Origin of the sequence: Edaphobacter aggregans DSM 19364 (genome assembly GCF_000745965.1) — a bacterium.
In the GTDB taxonomy this organism is placed as follows: Bacteria; Acidobacteriota; Terriglobia; order Terriglobales; family Acidobacteriaceae; genus Edaphobacter; species Edaphobacter aggregans.
Window position 1 is genome coordinate 1 of record NZ_JQKI01000106.1, and the last position, 16,769, is coordinate 16,769.

The window sequence follows — 16,769 nt, forward strand, 5'->3', positions numbered from 1 at the left end:
CCGCTTGATCTCTCGGTGGATGAAATGATGCAGGAACTTATCGACGCAGTCCAAAGGACAGGTGCCAAACGCCTGGTGCTTGACTCTCTCGCAGGTTTTGAGATGGCGCTAGCTCCTGGATTCAGAACCGATTTCCGCGAATCGCTCTACCGCATGATCTTCGCCCTAACCGGTATCGGTATTACGATCCTAAGCACTTTAGAGATGGAAGAGGCGTTCCATAAGCTTCCGTTGAGCAGCTACTCGATCTCGTTCCTAACGGACGATATCATCCGTTTCCGGTACGTGGAGATCGATGGCCAACTCCGTAAAATCATGATGGTGGTTAAGATGCGGGGTGGAGTCCATAGCAACGATATCCGGGAGTATCAGATCGGCCCTAACGGAATCATCATCGGCGACCGTCTGAAGGGATACGCTCATCTCATCACCGGTGTTCCGGACCGGATAAGCGGTACCCTCGATAACGCACCACTCAAAGGACGCGAAGACCCTGTGTAATTGTGGCACTGTTGCATTAACTTTTCTTGCACAACCTATAGCGGTCCGGCCGCGATCAGTCACACCATTACTTGTATGCTGATTGCCTAATTTCGAGTTAATGCAACAGTGCCGGAAATGAGACTAACTCTTCTTCAATTCACTCTCAATGGCTGCAATGACTTCGGGAGAATCCGGTTTGGTCGCCGGCTCAAACCGGATCACGGGTGTTCCATCACGTGCAATCAGAAACTTAGTGAAGTTCCATTTGATGTCGCCGCCAACGCTTGGATTTCTCGTCTTGTCGGTAAGATATCGATAGAGGGGCGTCTCATCCTCACCGAGAACAGAGACCTTGGACATCATGGGGAACTTGACATGATACTTACGGTTGCAAAATGTCTTAATCTCGGCCTCTGTGCCCGATTCTTGGTTCGCAAAGTTATTGGCAGGAATTCCTACAATGACTAGCCCTTGGTCTTTGTATTTCTCGTACACCGATTCCAGTGCTGAATACTGCGGCGTATATCCGCATGCGCTCGCCACATTGACAAGAAGAAGAACCTTGCCCTTGTACGTAGCGAGGGAAGTTGGCTCTCCGTCGATCGTCTTGAGTTTATAGCCGTAGATCTGTCTGACAGTGGTGGCAAAAACGACTGCTGTGAAGAAGAGCAAAAACATCATGAGCACTTTCCGCACTAGACTTCCTCCATTGACTGCCTGAAAAATACAATTGTTTTGTATCGAAGAAATTATAAATGGTTGGATTGACTACGGCTTACAGGTCTTTCATGCAGTTAACCCGCAAGCATGAGCGCAAGGATGAAAGAAGAAATGCTCAGCAAAGCCATCTGAATGCATCCTCTGGAAACAGAGGAACGAGCTTCACAGCAACTGGCTTTACTGCAAAATTCAGGATCGTTTGTTTGTGCCCTTCCGGATGCTGTTCACGCCATAGAATGCGAAGCAGCTCCGGCCATTCCTTACGAAGCATCTGCGTCCGGGTCACCATAGCATGATGCTCCAGGCAGAGCGTAATCATGAGATCGGGATTATTGTTTCCCGGCTCGCGATGATACACCGCCAACGACCGCTTGCCACGTTTGAGATTAGTGCAACCGGGGATTCTACATCTATTGCCATCTCGCGCAAGCACTGCCTCGCGATGACCGCCGAAGTATTCTTCGTCCTGCCTCTTGAGCGTGTAGCAAGTCGCGCAAAGTCCCAATGCAAGAATCTTCTCGCATCCACAAGGACAGCAAATCGCACGTTGAATAGGCGTTTTCTTCATCGTTCACATGACCATAATGCGCCGCGTTTCGACTGCCGCAACCTCAACCATCCAGCCGTGCACTTGGAATAACGCTCCATCATCACATCGCACAGTGAAAGTAGAATCAAGATCGCATGTTCCACCGATCGGGTCGAAGTCTTCACCGCCGATTACTTCCCCCTCAACATCGAACCCGCCGCCAGTGCAAATTACTCGCATCACTTCCCTCCCCTTGGCCTGGTCGTGTCCCTCTTGAGCTTCCGTGTCTTTGCTGCAACCTTCAGCTTTACCGGTGCCGGTCGAACGATCCTGTCAATGGTGGACTTCGACACACTAAACATCGTTCCAAGCTCGTGCTTGGAATACTGATTGCTATCCCACAGCGAGCGAATCTTATTCATCTGTTCTTTCGCCAGTTTTGGCTTACGTCCCCCCAGCCGTCCTCGCGCTTTTGCCGCGGCTAACCCCGCCATGGTCCGCTCCCGGATCAGTTCCCTTTCAAACTCGGCCAGCGATGCGAAGACGTGGAATACCAAGCGCCCGGATGCATTGCTCGTATCGAACTTCTCCTTCAGCGAAACGAAAGCGACCTTGCGACGCTGAAGAGTGGTCACGATCTCCAATAGATCGGTTAACGATCTTCCAAGGCGATCGAGACGCCACACTATGAGGATGTCGCCCTCATCGAGACGGTCAAGGCATCGAGTCAACTCGGGCCGGTCCACGTTTCGGCCACTCATCTTCTCCTCGTAGATCCGTTTGCAACCGGCTTTCTTGAGCTCGGCGAGCTGGGCCGCGTTCGTCTGGTCGTCCGTCGAAACGCGAGCATATCCAATGACCATGCGAAAAAAGATATCACAAATCATGTCATTATCTATTGGTTTGTGATGTGAGTTGTGGTACGGTTTAGAGGATTAATAACTCGCGTCAGAAGACTGTTCAAAAACGTTTCACACACGGTCGTTTCTGATGCGCAGTCATGACAGGGAGGTCCCATGGATATAACCCGTTTCTCGCCACTCAATGACAACGCCGTTCCTTTCGATTCTTCCGAATTTGACGCGGGCTATCTTGCACGCCTTTCCGGCGAACCCCAGTGCCTCGGGGCAACACCTGGCTGGCGAGCTGGCTGGGCCGATGCTGATGCGGGAGGTTTCGTTGCGAAGATTGATTGAGCAGAGGTCGAGAGCGGAACCGTGCTGAATGGGATAGAAATGTCTAGGCAGCGATGCCGAACAGGTTCGCCACGAAGCGGGCTTGAGCCCTGACATCGTCCTTTGCCACCCACCTCACTCGTCCTTTCCGAATCATGTTCACCGTTTCAATTCCTTCCAGTGTTCGCCACGCGCTTTGAAACGAACCGTAGCCCTTGGCTAGCCAGGTACGCTTCTTCACCACCCGGTGGTCCTGCTCGATGATGTTATTGAGGTATTTGCGTTGTCGTAACCGCACTCGGCGCAGTAAGGTGCCTTCGCGTTTTAGTGCTCTGATCGCAGCCGGGTAAGCTGGATTCTTATCAACATTGATGACCCGCGGTATGGGATTACAAGAAGAGCGAAATACCCTTCGAAAGAATCGCTTCGCGGCAGCCGCATCTCGTTTGGCGGTGAGCAGGAAATCGATGGTCTGCCACGAGCAACTTCCCACTCAGGGCAATTCATTAAAAGAACATATCGTCCAGATCCTGCAGATCTTTCAGCTTCTCCGGCTTTTCTTCGCCGCGCGCGATGTGCGTCAGTTGTCGGAAGTATTCAAATTTCTCGATATCCGGAGCAATGATGATCAGGAGGTCTGCTATGCTGCCGCTCTCGGCCGCGAAAGCATGGGCATCAGTGTTGGCACGACGATGACATCGACTGCTTCTGCATTCACGATCTCTTTTCCTTAGAGAACTTCCATCCGGCCGTCAATGATGTAGAACATCTCCGCGGATTTTTTGTGATGGTGCGGTTTTGGCACCGTCGGCTCCCTGTCGAGAGTTACCTCACTCTCGATAAGTCGCCACCTGTCTCCCTGCTGTCCCAAGCAATTCACTCTGACGTGCGGTGCACCTACGACTTCGGTAGCGCCACGGACAACCGCAGAATGCTCGAAATTCGGAATGATGGGAGACACGCGATCTCCGTTTTCGTTCTTGCCTCATCGACTCTACCCAGCCGCGGTCCGTCGGTGTCAGGCGCTGCTTGTTGATCCACGGATGTCGGAATACCTCGCTCTTTCGCCAGTGCGCGATATGTCGAAAGAACTTCAAACGATGAAAGTTGTTGATCAGCGGATTGACCCGCGACGCCGGATGGAAGCGGCTTACCACAATTGCCTAACGAGTGAGGAATGTTCTGGCGCAGAGAGCTGCTCCGAAGAGCCCACATCCCAATACAAACCAGCCGCGATGTTTGGAAACTTGTGCTTCAAGGCTAAACGGACGAGATCTTTTATCGAACGGTCCATGTGCGCCAAGCGTAGTCGAGACGGGATGCCACACGTTGTCTGGCCTGTCAGGTAAATCAGCCTCTTTCCCTTGCTGCGCTTTGTAGCCTGTCTTGCCGAGGTAAAAGTCCAACAGGCCTGGAATGAACTTCCGGCCTACGATGGCTCTAACGGTCGACCCACCGACCCAATATTCCCGCCGCGGTGATGATGTAAGTGCGGCGTGCAGAATCACTCTGGCGCCTACCTCCGGCTCGTAGATCGGAGGTACTGGCTGAGCCAAATTCGGTAGTCTGCTCTTTAACCAGGTGAACTGCGGCGTATTCATCGCCGGCATGTGCACGACGACTACTTTCACGTTGCTCTTGTCGTGAATCAACTCGCAACGTAGCGAATCCGTGAAACCGACGATGGCATGTTTCGAAGCACAATACGCGGCTTGTAATGGTATGCTTCTTACGGCCAGGGCCGATCCTATCTGGATGATCCGGCCTCGATTCCGCTGAAGCATTCGCTTCAGCGCGGCAAGCGTGCCGTGGACGTAGCCAAGGTAGTTCACTTCTGTGACACGGCGGAACTCGGCCGCTTCCATCTCTTTGATTGGGGAGAATACTGAAATCATGGCGTTGTTGACCCAGATGTCGATGGGGCCAAGACGCTCTTCGAATGATGCTGCGCCCGCTTCCACAGCACGATCGTCGCTTACGTCCGCAGCGTAGGTCGCTCCTGTTCCACCCAAGCGCTCAACCTCAGCCGCAGTCGCTTCGAGTGCGGGAAGATCGCGCGATATTAGGCCCACACGAGCTCCTAACTTGGCGAATTCATGGGCAATCGCTCGTCCTAGTCCTGCCGAAGCTCCCGTAATCACCACAGTGAGGTTCGGCTGCATCCTGCTGCCTCCATGTCGGAACATTCCAAGACGTTAGATGCAGGCCGGGCAAATCGAAATAGCATCTAACGTTTCGAAAGCGTTCTGGATGATCGAGGATAGCGCGCGTGGCTATTGGGATCGAAGATTATGGCTGATCGGCGATTGTGAGACTGCAGCGCTTACCGGCTTGCAGTGAAGATCGGGGGACAGCTTCGTGCATTCCTCGCCAAAGAGTTTTGCGAGTGCAAAAGACTCCTGTTGTATGCCCATATGGATCATCCGATGCAGAGATGCATGTGATTGCGCAGGCTTTGTCCATGGCGGCAACGTGCGTCTATGCCGCAATCAATTTCACTCGTTTTCGTTTCGGCCTGCCACAACATTCGCTCGCCGAACGATTCGCTGACTCGCTCCGTATTGCCTATCGTGATTCTGGCCCGTTTTAACGAGTTCTCGTTTAAAGATCTGCTCGTGGTGGCTACGAATTCACTGACAATCCCCATACGCGCTACACATGGTCCGCAGCCCGTAGTGAGGTCTTGAGCAACAGCGCCATGCGAACGCCTGTTTTCGTGAATCCTCCCCGCGCGACACCAAAATGATCTAGGTCGCGAGTTTTCGATAGAGCGGGTAGAAGCGTGAACCACGGTTGTGACTCAGCACAAAGTGCAGCATGGCAGGTGACAGGGGAGGTTCGACAAAGAAATCGCCGTGCTTCTCTCGCAATTCCGGCCAGATCTCGGTCAGAATACCTTTCGTGCGGCAGTAAGGATGAAGCCATATCCAACGCAAGGTCTCATCGCGAACAGGATATGCAAAACTCTCAGGCCGAAAACAGCATGCTCCTGCCCATACAGGGGGATGGCGGCTGTGAACGTCCGTTAGCAGGTAGGCTGTGTAAGGTCCGTTTTCCTTGGCATGAAATTCTTGGATGGGATAATCAAACTCGCGCATGAAATATATGGCAAAGCGTTCGACTTCCTTCCTCAACTTAAATGGTGATCGACGCGTGACCTGCAGCGACTCCGAATTGCGGTATTTCCGCCGAATCCGCTTCAAATCGATGCGGTAATATTCAAGGCGCGCCAAGACTGTTTCCGGAGAAAGTCTAAGCGCTGTTGTCCGGTACTGCAACTTTTCCCAGACCGTTTTTAGAAAAAGTGCATTTACATGAGAGGCGTGCTCAGGAGCAGAGGTTTGCTTTCCATCGGCATCAAATACCTATGCTTCTGCGGACTTTCCAGCCTCGGTCATCTCTCAAGGTCGATGCATGGGATGCCTTCGCAGCAACACAGGAACCCGAGCATGTTCTTGGCTACGTTTCGCAGCCCGCCCACGCCAAGCTCGCAGGACGGCTCGCCACTGAATTGCATCCGGACATTTTCGGCGAGCTCCCGCCCGAGGTCGTAGACGCGATTACAAGACATGATCAGGGATGGGCACAGACTGACCTTGAAGCGCTCGAAACGGCCGTAGTCACACGACCGATCTCGTTTCTCGAATGTGATTCCCGGATAGCGGTCAGCGCGTGGGAACGATCGATACGTCAGGCGGAGAAAAGGTCAGAACTGGCGGGATCTGCTGTCACTTTGCCTTTGTTCCGGCATGTCGGGACGATATGAGCTGCCTGTCGGCCACCCGGCGGACCGCGCTTTGGAACACAAGGATCGCCTACGATTCTCAGTGACAGAATCGATGCTTACTTTTGACCGTCGGGTATTTGGCGACGCCTTTGAGGCCTCCGCCTGTGTATGGTTGTTGAGCGCTTCCGAGGGTCTTACGAATCGAAGTTTGGTGTGGAGGGTGACATAGCCGTCATGGCAACAGAAGATGACATTCAATTCATGCGCCTCGCTCTCGAACAAGCACTCAAAGGGAGACGGACACCTGGCGGAGCCGAAGTCGGTGCAGTCCTTGTCCGCGATGAGGTTTCAATCTGCGCTGGATTCAATGAAGGCGAGCTCCACCATGATCCGACCGCGCATGCTGAAATGGTTGTGATACGACGAGCGTGTGCGCAATTGCAGAAGACGAGTCTGCAAGGCTGCACTCTTTACTGCACTCTTCAGCCGTGCGGGATGTGCACAATGGCTTGCCTATGGGCAGGCGTCAGCAAGATCGTGTACGGGGCGGGCCGTGAGGACGTGAATCACATTTATTTCAAATCGCGACACAATGATACCTTCGACTTCATCCGCGATGCCTTCCGCGCCGATCTTCGGATTGAAGGCGGCGTATTGGCAGAAGATTGCGCAAATCTCTACGCGAAACCTGAAGAATCCGTGTCCAAGAAGGGCCCGGCACATGTTCCAACCATTCCTCCAAGGTGATACTCGCAGTGTTCCGAGGGTTTACGCTTTTGACGCCGGTAGGAATAGCTGCCAAGGGCTTTCGCGATGAAAAGGACGCGATGAACTGCTGGGCACTTTCAGCCCCTAGACTTTTTCCACGCCGTCCAACTGATACCGACTTTGGCACTGAAGCTGTGGGTCGGACCTGATGAAGCTTTGACGAAGCTATACTCGGCCGGTGTCAGTTGTAGGGAGAACCGCTGGCTGACCTTGATCTGAAGCCCACCCCCAATTTGCAGATTGAAGGCATGTTCGACCTCATTATTCGTTGAGGAGCGTTGGTCACCTGCCTGGACATATAGGAACGGGCGGGTTCTTCGATCTTCCTGTAGAAAGATGTACTGCGGCCCGAAAACGAAGTTTTGCTGGCGCTCGTCTTCACTGTTGACACTGCCGTAGTAATTGTCTGCCTCGAGCGTCAGCGCAAAATGATCATTAAGATCAAATTGTCCCGACGCATACCAGCCATTTAGATGAGTGCGAAGACCTTGGCCTTGATCGCTGTTTTGATAGTTGTATCCGCCAGCAAGATCGAATTGTTGCGATCGTGCGGTTCCGGGGGAAAAGATTGCAAGACTGAGTAGAAAGGCGTAAGTAGGTTTCATGGTTGGCCAGAGTGCGTGAGGATCATCAATGGGATTGCCGCAGCTGCAGCGAGAACGATGAGCATCAAGAACACCACGCCGACGACGGTATCGAAACGAGTGTTGACATGCTTGCCCATGAGCTTCCTGTCAGCCGCAACGCGAAGGATCGGATAATAGGTGAATGGCATGATTGCCATCCCGAAGATGATTGAGAAATTGACCAACTGGAGCGGCTGAACTCCCACAAGCACCGTGATGAGTGCGATTACGAACATCCCAACCCACGTGGCCGTGTAGATCTTCGCCGATTTGGGAGGCAGGTTCTTCCCCCAAGGCCAGTTGAAAAACTGACAGATGTTGTAGGCTCCTGACAACGCTGTTTCGATCGCTGCACCTCCGATACACGCCAATGTGCCCAGACATGCAAGCACAAGCATTTTCTGGCCATACGGCCATGCGCCCGCCACGAGCGCGGAACTCAATTGCTCCGGGAAAATGTGATTGGGGAGAAAGAGAAGCGTTCCGAGGGCTAGCAAAGCGATAGTAAGAAGCGAACCCAAGACCGACCCAAGCGAAGCGACCATAAAATTCTCACTCAGGTCTTTGACCTTCCAGTCTTCCTCGATGGCACCGGACGAGTAGAAATGCACTTCATATACCATCAACATGGCGCTGAAAATGCCTACCGCGAAGTATGCGTACAGCAGGGCCTGATGATGCCCAGTGATATGCGCAAACGGATTCAGTCCGACGGTGGCAGCCTTCCAGTCCGGATGAAGCACAATTGCAGAGACGGCAAAAACAATCATCAACAGCCCGGAGAGCCCAAAGGTTCGTTCGATCCATTGAAACTTAGAGACATAAACGAGAAGAGGAAGCAGGACGCCGATCCCGAGTAGGACGGTTCTCTCCGGCCACCCGGTGACCAAGTGGACGATGATGGCAAGACCACCCAGTTCCGCGGCGCACGTCAGAAGATTCAACAAATTCGAAGCCACCAACATTGCAATGCCTAAAGGCTTCCCGAGTCGGTCCCTAACGATGGCAAAGACCGGTTTTCGAGCCACGACAGCTACGCGGCCGCACATTTCCATGTACGCGATGATGGCGAGTGTGCCGAGCACAATCGCCCATAAGAGCCGATAGCCGAAGAGCGCGCCTGCCTGAGTCGTGAAGACTATCTGTCCAAGGTCCACAAAACCGCCCAGCGCCGTCATGATGCCAAGCGTTATGCCGAGCAGCCTCTTCATCGTGGCATACCGTCGACAAGATGTTGAGTAATGGAGTGGAGATGCTCCCGCGAGCTGCTCTGGGCAAGCTCGCTTGGGTTCTTAATCTGTAGGTGCTCCATCGTCTGCATGAGTTCGCCTGTCGTCGCCTTGAGTAAACTCAACGATTTGACGTCTCGGTCATCTACGGACGCACCCGTCAGTTGATCTTGGATTCCCGATCCTTGTTGTGTCAGGTAAGAGAGATGTCCTTTGACGAACTGGATCGAATAGTCGTGTCCCTCGAGATGGCCTAGCAAAGCCTCAGCCTCTGATGCGAGGGAGATCGAAGCTCGAAACTCTGTTTGCAATTTCTCGTGGCTCAAGGAATGAGAACCCGAACAAGCCGCCAAACCAGGCAGTAAAGCGAGTGAAGCGAAATGGCTTCTATAAATCACGTTTTGTTTGGATGCATTACCAATGAATACATTTGCTCCGTATAGAAAACCTGTAAAGGCGAGACAGGTTCGAAATCGGAGGTATCTTCGCGCGTTCTTGATTGGGTCAGGAGAGCTTGATAAAAACTTGCAGAGCCGCCTTAATAGCTGAGTTTGGGCGATGGCTCCGACCAAGAAACTTCATACTAGCGGCTTCCGAGAGAGGTCGTGCGTAGCTCACACGCAAAAAGGATAGGGTTACTGGCCGCCGACTGATGCGAGTATGCAACGATGGGAGCCAGCGAAGTCTTGCCTACGCGTCTATCGCGTAGATGAATACGCTTCGGCCTGGGGCATGAGGCGCCTATTTAACTAGCTGGAGTGCTGTGCTCTACCAAATAGATACAGTTGGGACTTTATGGGAGCTGTGGGCTGACGTGCTCATATAAGATGGCGCTAAACTTATCTTGCGAGAAGTCGCTTTTCATGCTGGCTTTGATTCTACAGGCGAACTTCTCACCTACTATTCAGTAATTCCGGCGAATTGTTTTTGACATTGTCGACAACTTTAGAAACTTCGAACGCCTCCATCTCATCGGCGGGGAACGGTCGCAGCAGGTCGATCGGCGGCTGGTCGGTGGGCTCGCGGTCGATCCAGCGATCGAAGTCGCGCTGGTGCAGAATGACGGGCATGCGATCGTGGACCGGCGCCATCAGCTCGTTCGCCTCGGTGATGATGATGGCGTAGCTCTGCAGCCACTGGCCGTTCGCGGGGTCTTTCCATGCGTCCGACAGACCGGCGAAGGCCATCATCTGGCCGTTGGCGAGGTCAAAGGCGAAGGGCTGCTTGTTCTTTGCATCGAGTTTCTTCCACTCGAAGAAGCCAGAAGCGGGAACAAGGCAGCGACGTTTTTTGAAGGGCTCGCGGTAGGTGGCCGACTTGGTTATGGATTCAGCTCGAGCATTGATCGTGGAGAACGCTTTGAGGCTAGAGAGGTCTTTCGTGAAGAAAGGGACGAGGCCCCAGCGCATCGAGACCAACTCGCGGTCGCGGTTGTCGCGGCCGGCGCGGATGATGGGCTGCATGCTGGTGGGGCGACGTTATAGTCCCACGGCGGCAGCACGAAGTCATCAATTTGCCGGCGTGGAACGCCTCGGCGATCTTCTGCTTGTGGGTCTTTCGGTAGTAGCGGCCGCACATGCTATGTCGTCCTCGGTCGCAAAGTCCAGGTCATCCAGGCTAGTGCGAATCTGGAAGGCTCGGAGATGGTCTGAGTTCCAATGCACTCACCTGAACTATACGTTGCCATAGAGCGGGGAGGCGGATGGTTCGCGGAGTCCGTGGGATTCGTCAAGGACAACTCATCCTTTCCGCATACCATCAGATTGTTGTTAGAGCAGCTAGACGGAGCCGCGTTCTATCGACATTCGCGGCCCGATGAACTGAAGCCACCAAGGCTTCGGGAAGGTCCCAAAGATATGATTGCGATGCGTTTGATACGCGCGGCTTCGGCCGCAACAGTATTCGTGTGTCTCGCGGCAGCACCTCTAGTCGCTACGGCACAAGCACCAGACAATTCAGGGCAGAATAAGGGGCAGATGCAGACGGCTGACAAGCAGAACAACGCGAAGTCTGACCGTGACATCACAGCAAAGATCAGAAAAGAGATCATGGCGGATAAAGATCTCTCCACCTACGCGCACAACGTAAAGATCGTCACCGCCAACGGCGCGGTCACTCTCAAAGGTCCGGTCAAATCTGAAGAAGAGAGAGCGAAGATCGCTCAGATTGCAGGGAACACCGTCTCTGCTGACAAAATCACCAACGAAATCACAGTGAAGTAGCAGCAGACGCTACTAACCAGCGAAGGAGCATCAAATGTCCAGCAAAAACACCGCAGTCTATGGTATCTACGCAACTCCCGGAACCGCAGAGGCCGCCGTCGATCGTCTTCTCGCCCGCGGTTTCACCAACGCAGCTATCTCCGTGCTCCTCCCCGACAATGAAAGCACGCGTGCCTTCGCCCATGAGAAGAGCACCAAGGCGCCCGAAGGCACCGCCACCGGCGCGACCACCGGCGGCGTCGTCGGTGGAACACTTGGACTGCTCGCCGGCATCGGAGCGCTCGCCATCCCCGGTGCCGGCCCCTTAATCGCCGCAGGCCCTATCATGGCAACGCTCGCTGGAGCCGGTGTTGGCGGTGCTGTCGGCGGACTCGTCGGGGCCCTCGTGGGGATGGGAATTCCTGAGTACGAAGCCAAGCGCTATGAGGGCGCGGTCAAAGATGGAGGAGTCCTCCTCTCGGTTCACTGCGATACCTCCGAGCAGATAGATGTTGCAAAAGACGTTCTCAAAGAGAGCGGTGCCACTGATATCTCGTCCTCCGGGGAAGCTGGCTCTTCATCACACGCAGGTGCTCACGCGACCTACGGCGATCTCTCCAGCCGCGATGACGCAAGCGACCGGGTGCTAGAGCAGGAACGGCTCAACCGCGATGCAGGCGTCTTAACGAGAGAAAAAACGTACTAGGCTTTTCAGCCCGGATCAGCAACAAAATCGCATAAAGCCCGGGTCGACCTCCCAGTCGCTTCGGGCCTTTTGTCAGCTCTTACGAAAGACTCCGATTTATTGAGAAGCAGAGCCGATTCGCATCGGCCCTGATGGCTGATTTACTAAACCCTTGTTGCATCGCCTTTGCATGAAGGATGTCCGCACTCGCAGATGATCTCAGTGGTTCCCTTTGTTCCCTCGCAATGAGTACTGCAAAACCTCTGTTCCTTCTCGGGGATACAGCTACAGGCGGGATTTTCACATTTCTTCGGATCAGACATTTGATTCTCCTTCGTAATGCCGTTGGCCCACAACATTTGAGATGCAATGTAAGACCGGGATGTCAGTGCGTGATGGAGGCAGGCTCCCACCCTCACGTATCGCCCTCCATCGTAGATCCGGCGCGGCCCGCCCTTTAAAGAAGGGGACGATTTATCTCAGAGGTCGTCAGCGAAACTGGCCCTCTTGTTTTCTTTGTGACGGTCAGTGATTTGATTTGTATACAACAGCCAACCGCAGTGGAACAGATTGCTTCCTATCACTCACCCGCGAACGAAGGGAGCACTCAAAATGTGAATCAAGAGAGAGCAAAACAATGAGTCTAGAAAATGTTTTGATCGACGAGTTGAGGGATCTATACAGTGCCGAGAACCAGTTGGTGAAAGCGCTACCGAAGATGGCGAAGGGAAGTTCCAGTTCGGAACTGAAAGAGCTCTTCACCGGACACTTGGAACAGACCAAAGGGCACGTGGAACGCCTGAAGCAGGCGTGTGAGCTCCTAGGCAAAAAGCCTACGGGTGAACTATGCAAGGGCATGGAAGGACTGGTGAAAGAGGGCCAGGAGCAGCTTGAGGACGATGAAGAGGGTGCCGCGAAAGACATCTGCATAGCCGGTGCCGCCCTTCGCGTGGAGCACTACGAAATAGCAGGCGCTACACAGCAGCAATTGCGATCGCCAAATCGTTAAGTCAGGTCGAAATTGTGGCCCTGCTGTCTGAGACATTGAACGAAGAGGAAGAGGCGGGCAAGAAGGTGCTCGCGCAGGCACAACCGCTGCTCGAGGAAGCGTCCTCCGAGGCCCAGGGCGGCGAGATGGAAGATGAGAGCGACGAAGATGTTCCCGCGAAACGTGCCGCAAGTATAGGTAAGCATCCCACGAAACGTTCTGCAAGGTAAAGACTTGCCCGAGGCGAGGATGTCAGTGGTCGTCGAGTGGCATCCTCGTTTTAAAATGGTATTCGCAACGGAGATTCTGCAGATACTTTCCAATTTCATTCTCAACTCTTTCGACGCGCTTCCTACTGAAGGCGGAATCTTGCGAGTACGGGTCAAAGGGGTTGGAGACTGCGTACATGTGACAGTGGCCGATAACGGTAGCGGGATGTCCGATAGCGGTAGTCTCCCCGTGGTTCGGCGCCACTGCTTCCTGAAGTACATGTCCCTCCAGCTCTTGAGCTAAGCTGTCTCTTCCAATACAAATGTGATCTTGAGACCTACTTTATAGGTAACGATCTTGTCCTTTTCGATCTGAACCTCCTGTTCCTTGACCCATGCACTTCTGATTCCGCGAAGCGTTTTGGACGCTCGGGCGACACCTTGTGCAACAGCATCCTCGAAACTCTTGTCAGATGTCGAGCTGATCTCAACGATGCGCGCAATGGACATAATTTCACCTCTCGCTATGCCTCAAGTCCCAAGTTGATTCTCGATAGACCTAAGCAAGCCATTCTTACGGATGCCCGATGCCCTCGGCTAAGATGCCCGTAGAAGAGATGATGTTAGACCGCGAACGGATATGTGTCAGGCACCTCTCCAGCCTATAGGGAATAGATTTTTGAACCCATCTTTACCACAACGAAAGACGTTGAAACCGGCCAGGGGCTGTGGGTCTCCGAGGAGATTGTTGATCGCCACGGCGGCAGCATCCAGGTGCTTTCGTAGTAATGGCGAAAGTGCTCCGCGGACAGTGTTCCAGGTCCATCTACCGGTTGAGCGATCGCAGTTTGCCACTTGCGGCTACTGTTTCTAGAGAAGTTCAAGATCCTGCTTCGCGGAAGCTGTTCGCTACACTTCGCGCAGCTGTTTCGGTAGTCGTAGAAGCCTTTGCGTAAGATCCCTATGTGTCCTCTGGGATCCATGGGAACAGGAGAAGGAGAGTAGGGCTTGAATAGACCAGCGGCCAAGCCACCTTCGCAGATCGGAGGAATCGTCGGCTGGCTCGAGGGTCGGTAAGCGTGCGTTGAATTCACTCTGCTTCATCGCAGTAACATAGAACTAGGACTTTAGCTTTGTTGTCAATTGCGTGGAGGCCCGATCTTGGACTCGTCATACAACGTCCCGAGCTCGTATTCGTTCCAACGATGAAGAGCCCTGGGAGGGAATACATGGGACGATCAAGAGTACAAACGTTATTTGCGGTTATCACCTTCGCGGCGGGCGCGATCGCGGCATACATGATGTACAAAAGAGGAGCATCGCCAGTGACGATCGCTAAGAATGCTTTGCTGAATCCGGTTGGTTCATTGGCGTCGGAACTCGAGACTGTGTCGACACAAAAGAATATCTGAGGTTGCATGGCTTCGTCACTGGTACTTGATTGCTTTGAACTGAGGAAGTAGATCAGCACGTCACACCTGCTGTCGCGGAGCGCCAGCGCCCTTCTTCAATGAGGGCCTGTCTTCGACGCGCGCGTCGAAGCCCGCTAACTGAGTCGCGCAGGCCAAGATATTGGTGAGCCACGACGGAACGATCCCGCGCATCGGCAGCTTCGACTTTCGGAGAGTGCTAAGTTGCCTAGTCGCTGATGGCCTCTTTTGTCTTTGGGATGGCTCACTTTATGGAGTTAACAATTTCAACTTATGGGTTAACAGGTTCACTTTATGGGGGGTCACCATTTCAACTTATCGTGCAAACCGCAATCATCTAAATTACTGAAACAAGGGGTCATGAGTACCCAGACGTGCTCCCGGATGGACAGCGGAAACACGAACCTGACTGCTACATCAGCAAGCCGCACACGCCACACATCGGTGAATCCCCAAAGCGTGGAATGAGGACAGCAACCTTCCGAAACGGCGGCGACTGTCTGCGTCACGGATGAAGGAGTAGGCGCCGGCAACGCGAAGAGGTCGAGTTGTTCCCCCTCGAGAAACCGATGCTGCATCCAGCGTCCCAAATAGCCCATGATGCTCTTGGCATAGCTCATCTTCTCGTTCCCGGTCCAGCCAGAAGGCTCGAATCGGGTGTGAGCGAGTTTTCGCAGACGGACTGAAGTGGAACACCGTGCTGCAGGGCTACAGAGAAGATCATCGCAAATGAGTTCCATCAGGACTGAAATGGTTGACCCTTCCTTCGCCATCCTGAGTAACCAATGTCCGACAGAGAACCGCAGAGAGGTTATGCGGAAAGGCGATTCGGTTGAGCTGCGACCCTATGGAGTTAGGTCGTGTCGTTGTATCCGGGACTGGTTCGGACGGAGAAGGTCATGGAAGCGGCCGCATGGCTTGACCTCACCAACTCAGAATCTCCCGAGTTATCGGACGGGCTGTCGCTGCACTCGCCGCGGATCCCGACGTCATCCGGCACACCGGAACCGTACTGGTGGCCGCCAGCGTAGCGGAGAAATACGGCTTTATAGACATCGATGGCAAGACTCCTCGGCCCTTAACCCTGACCGATGTCTGACTGCGCTGACGATCGCGCAGTCTTTCAGGCCTTCACCTCGGCTTTTGAGCCAAAGCGGATCTATTCGGTTGGGGATGAGAACTAAACTAAGAGAGGCCTCACTGGCGAAGACAAGTATCGGCCCAGGCGTTCGGTTCATGCCATATTCACGATCTGAACGGCACTATGATGATCATCGCATTGAAGTTCTTCGGGTGCGCGAAAACGGCGACCTCTCGACAACACGCTGCACCTCCTGCACGTCTGACAAATACCTCCAGACAATCAATGTGAGTGGTCCTAACATGTCTGGATACTTAGGCCGCCTTATACAAGAACCATCGCTTGTTCTTGAGTGGAAGAGGCGGCCCAAACCAAACAGCTCTAGCTAGAGGCGTCGACGAAAATACGCCACTCCATTGAACTTCTGACTGTTTACCCGGCGATCTTAAAAACGGCTGTTTACCCGGCGATCTTAAAAACGGGCCAGCAACCGAGCTAGAAATGGTTCTCTCTCTGTCTCCTCTTCCTCTTGCGCAGCTGACTCTTTGTCAAGAATGTCGGACAACTCTTCCTGCCCTGGAACAACCAGAACATCCAGAACAAGGCCGGCGGGTAACTCGCTCAAATTCATTTGCTTGCCGTCCGGGAACTCAAAGATGTCTAGTTTAGGCCGTTTAATCATTTTGAAAACCGCCTCTGTCTCGGAACCGAAGTGGAGAGACGTTTGCTGATTTTCGGAAAACCGGAATAAAACTCTGGTCTGATCTGCGAGGCAAACCGGACAAGGCCTCGGAGCATCGAGTTCTTCTTCCCGAACTACCCACTTCGCGTGCCAATCCATGTTCTTGACTGCAAGGCGCTGTCCAGCCTTGGCCTGTTCTATATTCTTTGCATGCTCAGCTGAGAACCAACACATAG

22 protein-coding genes are annotated in these 16,769 nt (G+C 53.5%); 9 read left to right on the plus strand and 13 right to left on the minus strand.

Annotated elements, in window-relative coordinates:
- Positions 1-501: RAD55 family ATPase (locus tag Q363_RS24375; RefSeq protein ID WP_035355970.1), on the plus strand; the 501-nt coding region annotated here is incomplete at its 5' end.
- Between the two features lie 123 nt (positions 502-624).
- Here Q363_RS24375 and Q363_RS24380 read toward each other — a convergent pair.
- From Q363_RS24380 to Q363_RS24395, 3 genes are all read right to left on the minus strand, one after another.
- On the minus strand, positions 625-1,179 hold the full coding sequence (locus tag Q363_RS24380) for a glutathione peroxidase (protein ID WP_425387776.1): 555 nt from the start codon (positions 1,177-1,179) through the stop codon (positions 625-627).
- Between the two features lie 139 nt (positions 1,180-1,318).
- Positions 1,319-1,771 carry a hypothetical protein gene (locus Q363_RS24385; protein WP_035355972.1) on the minus strand — a complete coding sequence of 151 codons (453 nt, stop codon included), beginning with the start codon at positions 1,769-1,771 and terminating at the stop codon, positions 1,319-1,321.
- Between the two features lie 200 nt (positions 1,772-1,971).
- Positions 1,972-2,619: a recombinase family protein gene (locus tag Q363_RS24395; RefSeq protein ID WP_245632438.1), complete on the minus strand. Its 648-nt coding sequence runs from the start codon at positions 2,617-2,619 to the stop codon at positions 1,972-1,974.
- A gap of 129 nt (positions 2,620-2,748) precedes the next feature.
- On the opposite strand from Q363_RS24395, the gene Q363_RS24400 reads away from it, so the two are divergent.
- Positions 2,749-2,928: a hypothetical protein gene (locus Q363_RS24400; protein WP_035355977.1), complete on the plus strand. Its 180-nt coding sequence runs from the start codon at positions 2,749-2,751 to the stop codon at positions 2,926-2,928.
- Between the two features lie 43 nt (positions 2,929-2,971).
- Here the strand turns inward: Q363_RS24400 and Q363_RS37540 are convergent, their stop codons facing one another.
- Positions 2,972-3,376 (minus strand): DDE-type integrase/transposase/recombinase, encoded by a 405-nt coding sequence (locus Q363_RS37540; protein ID WP_245632441.1) that lies wholly within the window; start codon positions 3,374-3,376, stop codon positions 2,972-2,974.
- Here Q363_RS37540 and Q363_RS41090 point away from each other — a divergent pair.
- Positions 3,279-3,641 (plus strand): hypothetical protein, encoded by a 363-nt coding sequence (locus Q363_RS41090; protein WP_245632442.1) that lies wholly within the window; start codon positions 3,279-3,281, stop codon positions 3,639-3,641. The two genes, Q363_RS37540 and Q363_RS41090, sit on opposite strands and share 98 nt — an antisense overlap.
- Before the next feature lie 429 nt (positions 3,642-4,070).
- Here Q363_RS41090 and Q363_RS24415 read toward each other — a convergent pair whose 3' ends face one another.
- Together Q363_RS24415 and Q363_RS24420 are read right to left on the minus strand one after the other, a co-directional pair.
- A complete protein-coding gene (locus Q363_RS24415; protein WP_035355979.1) occupies positions 4,071-5,069 on the minus strand; it encodes an SDR family oxidoreductase in 999 nt (332 codons plus the stop codon).
- Between the two features lie 585 nt (positions 5,070-5,654).
- Entirely contained in the window at positions 5,655-6,140 is a 486-nt protein-coding gene (locus Q363_RS24420) for a hypothetical protein (RefSeq protein WP_035355981.1), read from the minus strand.
- Positions 6,141-6,274: 134 nt separating this feature from the next.
- On the opposite strand from Q363_RS24420, the gene Q363_RS46740 reads away from it, so the two are divergent.
- Together Q363_RS46740 and Q363_RS24430 are read left to right on the plus strand one after the other, a co-directional pair.
- On the plus strand, positions 6,275-6,673 hold the full coding sequence (locus Q363_RS46740) for a DUF3891 family protein (protein ID WP_035355984.1): 399 nt from the start codon (positions 6,275-6,277) through the stop codon (positions 6,671-6,673).
- Between the two features lie 129 nt (positions 6,674-6,802).
- Positions 6,803-7,381, plus strand: a complete 579-nt coding sequence (locus tag Q363_RS24430) for a nucleoside deaminase (protein ID WP_245632439.1) — start codon at positions 6,803-6,805, stop codon at positions 7,379-7,381.
- 98 nt (positions 7,382-7,479) lie between these two features.
- Here Q363_RS24430 and Q363_RS24435 read toward each other — a convergent pair whose 3' ends face one another.
- From Q363_RS24435 to Q363_RS24450, 3 genes are all read right to left on the minus strand, one after another.
- Positions 7,480-8,007, minus strand: coding sequence for an outer membrane beta-barrel protein (locus Q363_RS24435; protein ID WP_035355986.1), 528 nt, complete (start codon positions 8,005-8,007; stop codon positions 7,480-7,482).
- The gene (locus tag Q363_RS24440) at positions 8,004-9,206 is read right to left on the minus strand and encodes an NRAMP family divalent metal transporter (protein ID WP_211256330.1); all 1,203 of its coding nucleotides are present in this window, start codon (positions 9,204-9,206) and stop codon (positions 8,004-8,006) included. Before Q363_RS24440 ends, Q363_RS24435 begins: the two co-directional genes overlap by 4 nt.
- 944 nt (positions 9,207-10,150) lie before the next feature.
- Entirely contained in the window at positions 10,151-10,720 is a 570-nt protein-coding gene (locus Q363_RS24450) for an SOS response-associated peptidase (RefSeq protein ID WP_051979263.1), read from the minus strand.
- 255 nt (positions 10,721-10,975) lie between these two features.
- On the opposite strand from Q363_RS24450, the gene Q363_RS24455 reads away from it, so the two are divergent.
- The 3 genes from Q363_RS24455 (at position 10,976) to Q363_RS45665 (ending at position 13,152) form a co-directional block, all read left to right on the plus strand.
- Entirely contained in the window at positions 10,976-11,479 is a 504-nt protein-coding gene (locus Q363_RS24455) for a BON domain-containing protein (RefSeq protein WP_245632440.1), read from the plus strand.
- 34 nt (positions 11,480-11,513) lie between these two features.
- A complete protein-coding gene (locus tag Q363_RS24460; protein WP_035355994.1) occupies positions 11,514-12,164 on the plus strand; it encodes a hypothetical protein in 651 nt (216 codons plus the stop codon).
- A gap of 634 nt (positions 12,165-12,798) precedes the next feature.
- Positions 12,799-13,152, plus strand: coding sequence for a DUF892 family protein (locus Q363_RS45665; RefSeq protein WP_281176072.1), 354 nt, complete (start codon positions 12,799-12,801; stop codon positions 13,150-13,152).
- On the opposite strand, the gene Q363_RS45950 is transcribed toward Q363_RS45665, so the two are convergent.
- The gene (locus tag Q363_RS45950) at positions 13,149-13,337 is read right to left on the minus strand and encodes a hypothetical protein (protein WP_064742720.1); all 189 of its coding nucleotides are present in this window, start codon (positions 13,335-13,337) and stop codon (positions 13,149-13,151) included. The genes Q363_RS45665 and Q363_RS45950 overlap by 4 nt on opposite strands.
- 79 nt (positions 13,338-13,416) lie before the next feature.
- Here Q363_RS45950 and Q363_RS46745 point away from each other — a divergent pair, with 79 nt between their 5' ends.
- Complete coding sequence (locus Q363_RS46745; protein ID WP_425387778.1) at positions 13,417-13,644, plus strand: ATP-binding protein; 228 nt, start codon at positions 13,417-13,419, stop codon at positions 13,642-13,644.
- Here the strand turns inward: Q363_RS46745 and Q363_RS24475 are convergent.
- From Q363_RS24475 to Q363_RS42240, 3 genes are all read right to left on the minus strand, one after another.
- On the minus strand, positions 13,641-13,850 hold the full coding sequence (locus Q363_RS24475) for a dodecin family protein (protein ID WP_035355999.1): 210 nt from the start codon (positions 13,848-13,850) through the stop codon (positions 13,641-13,643). The two genes, Q363_RS46745 and Q363_RS24475, sit on opposite strands and share 4 nt — an antisense overlap.
- A gap of 1,222 nt (positions 13,851-15,072) precedes the next feature.
- Positions 15,073-15,390: a hypothetical protein gene (locus Q363_RS41100; protein WP_035356005.1), complete on the minus strand. Its 318-nt coding sequence runs from the start codon at positions 15,388-15,390 to the stop codon at positions 15,073-15,075.
- Between the two features lie 933 nt (positions 15,391-16,323).
- Positions 16,324-16,769: hypothetical protein (locus tag Q363_RS42240; RefSeq protein WP_035356008.1), on the minus strand; the 446-nt coding region annotated here is incomplete at its 5' end.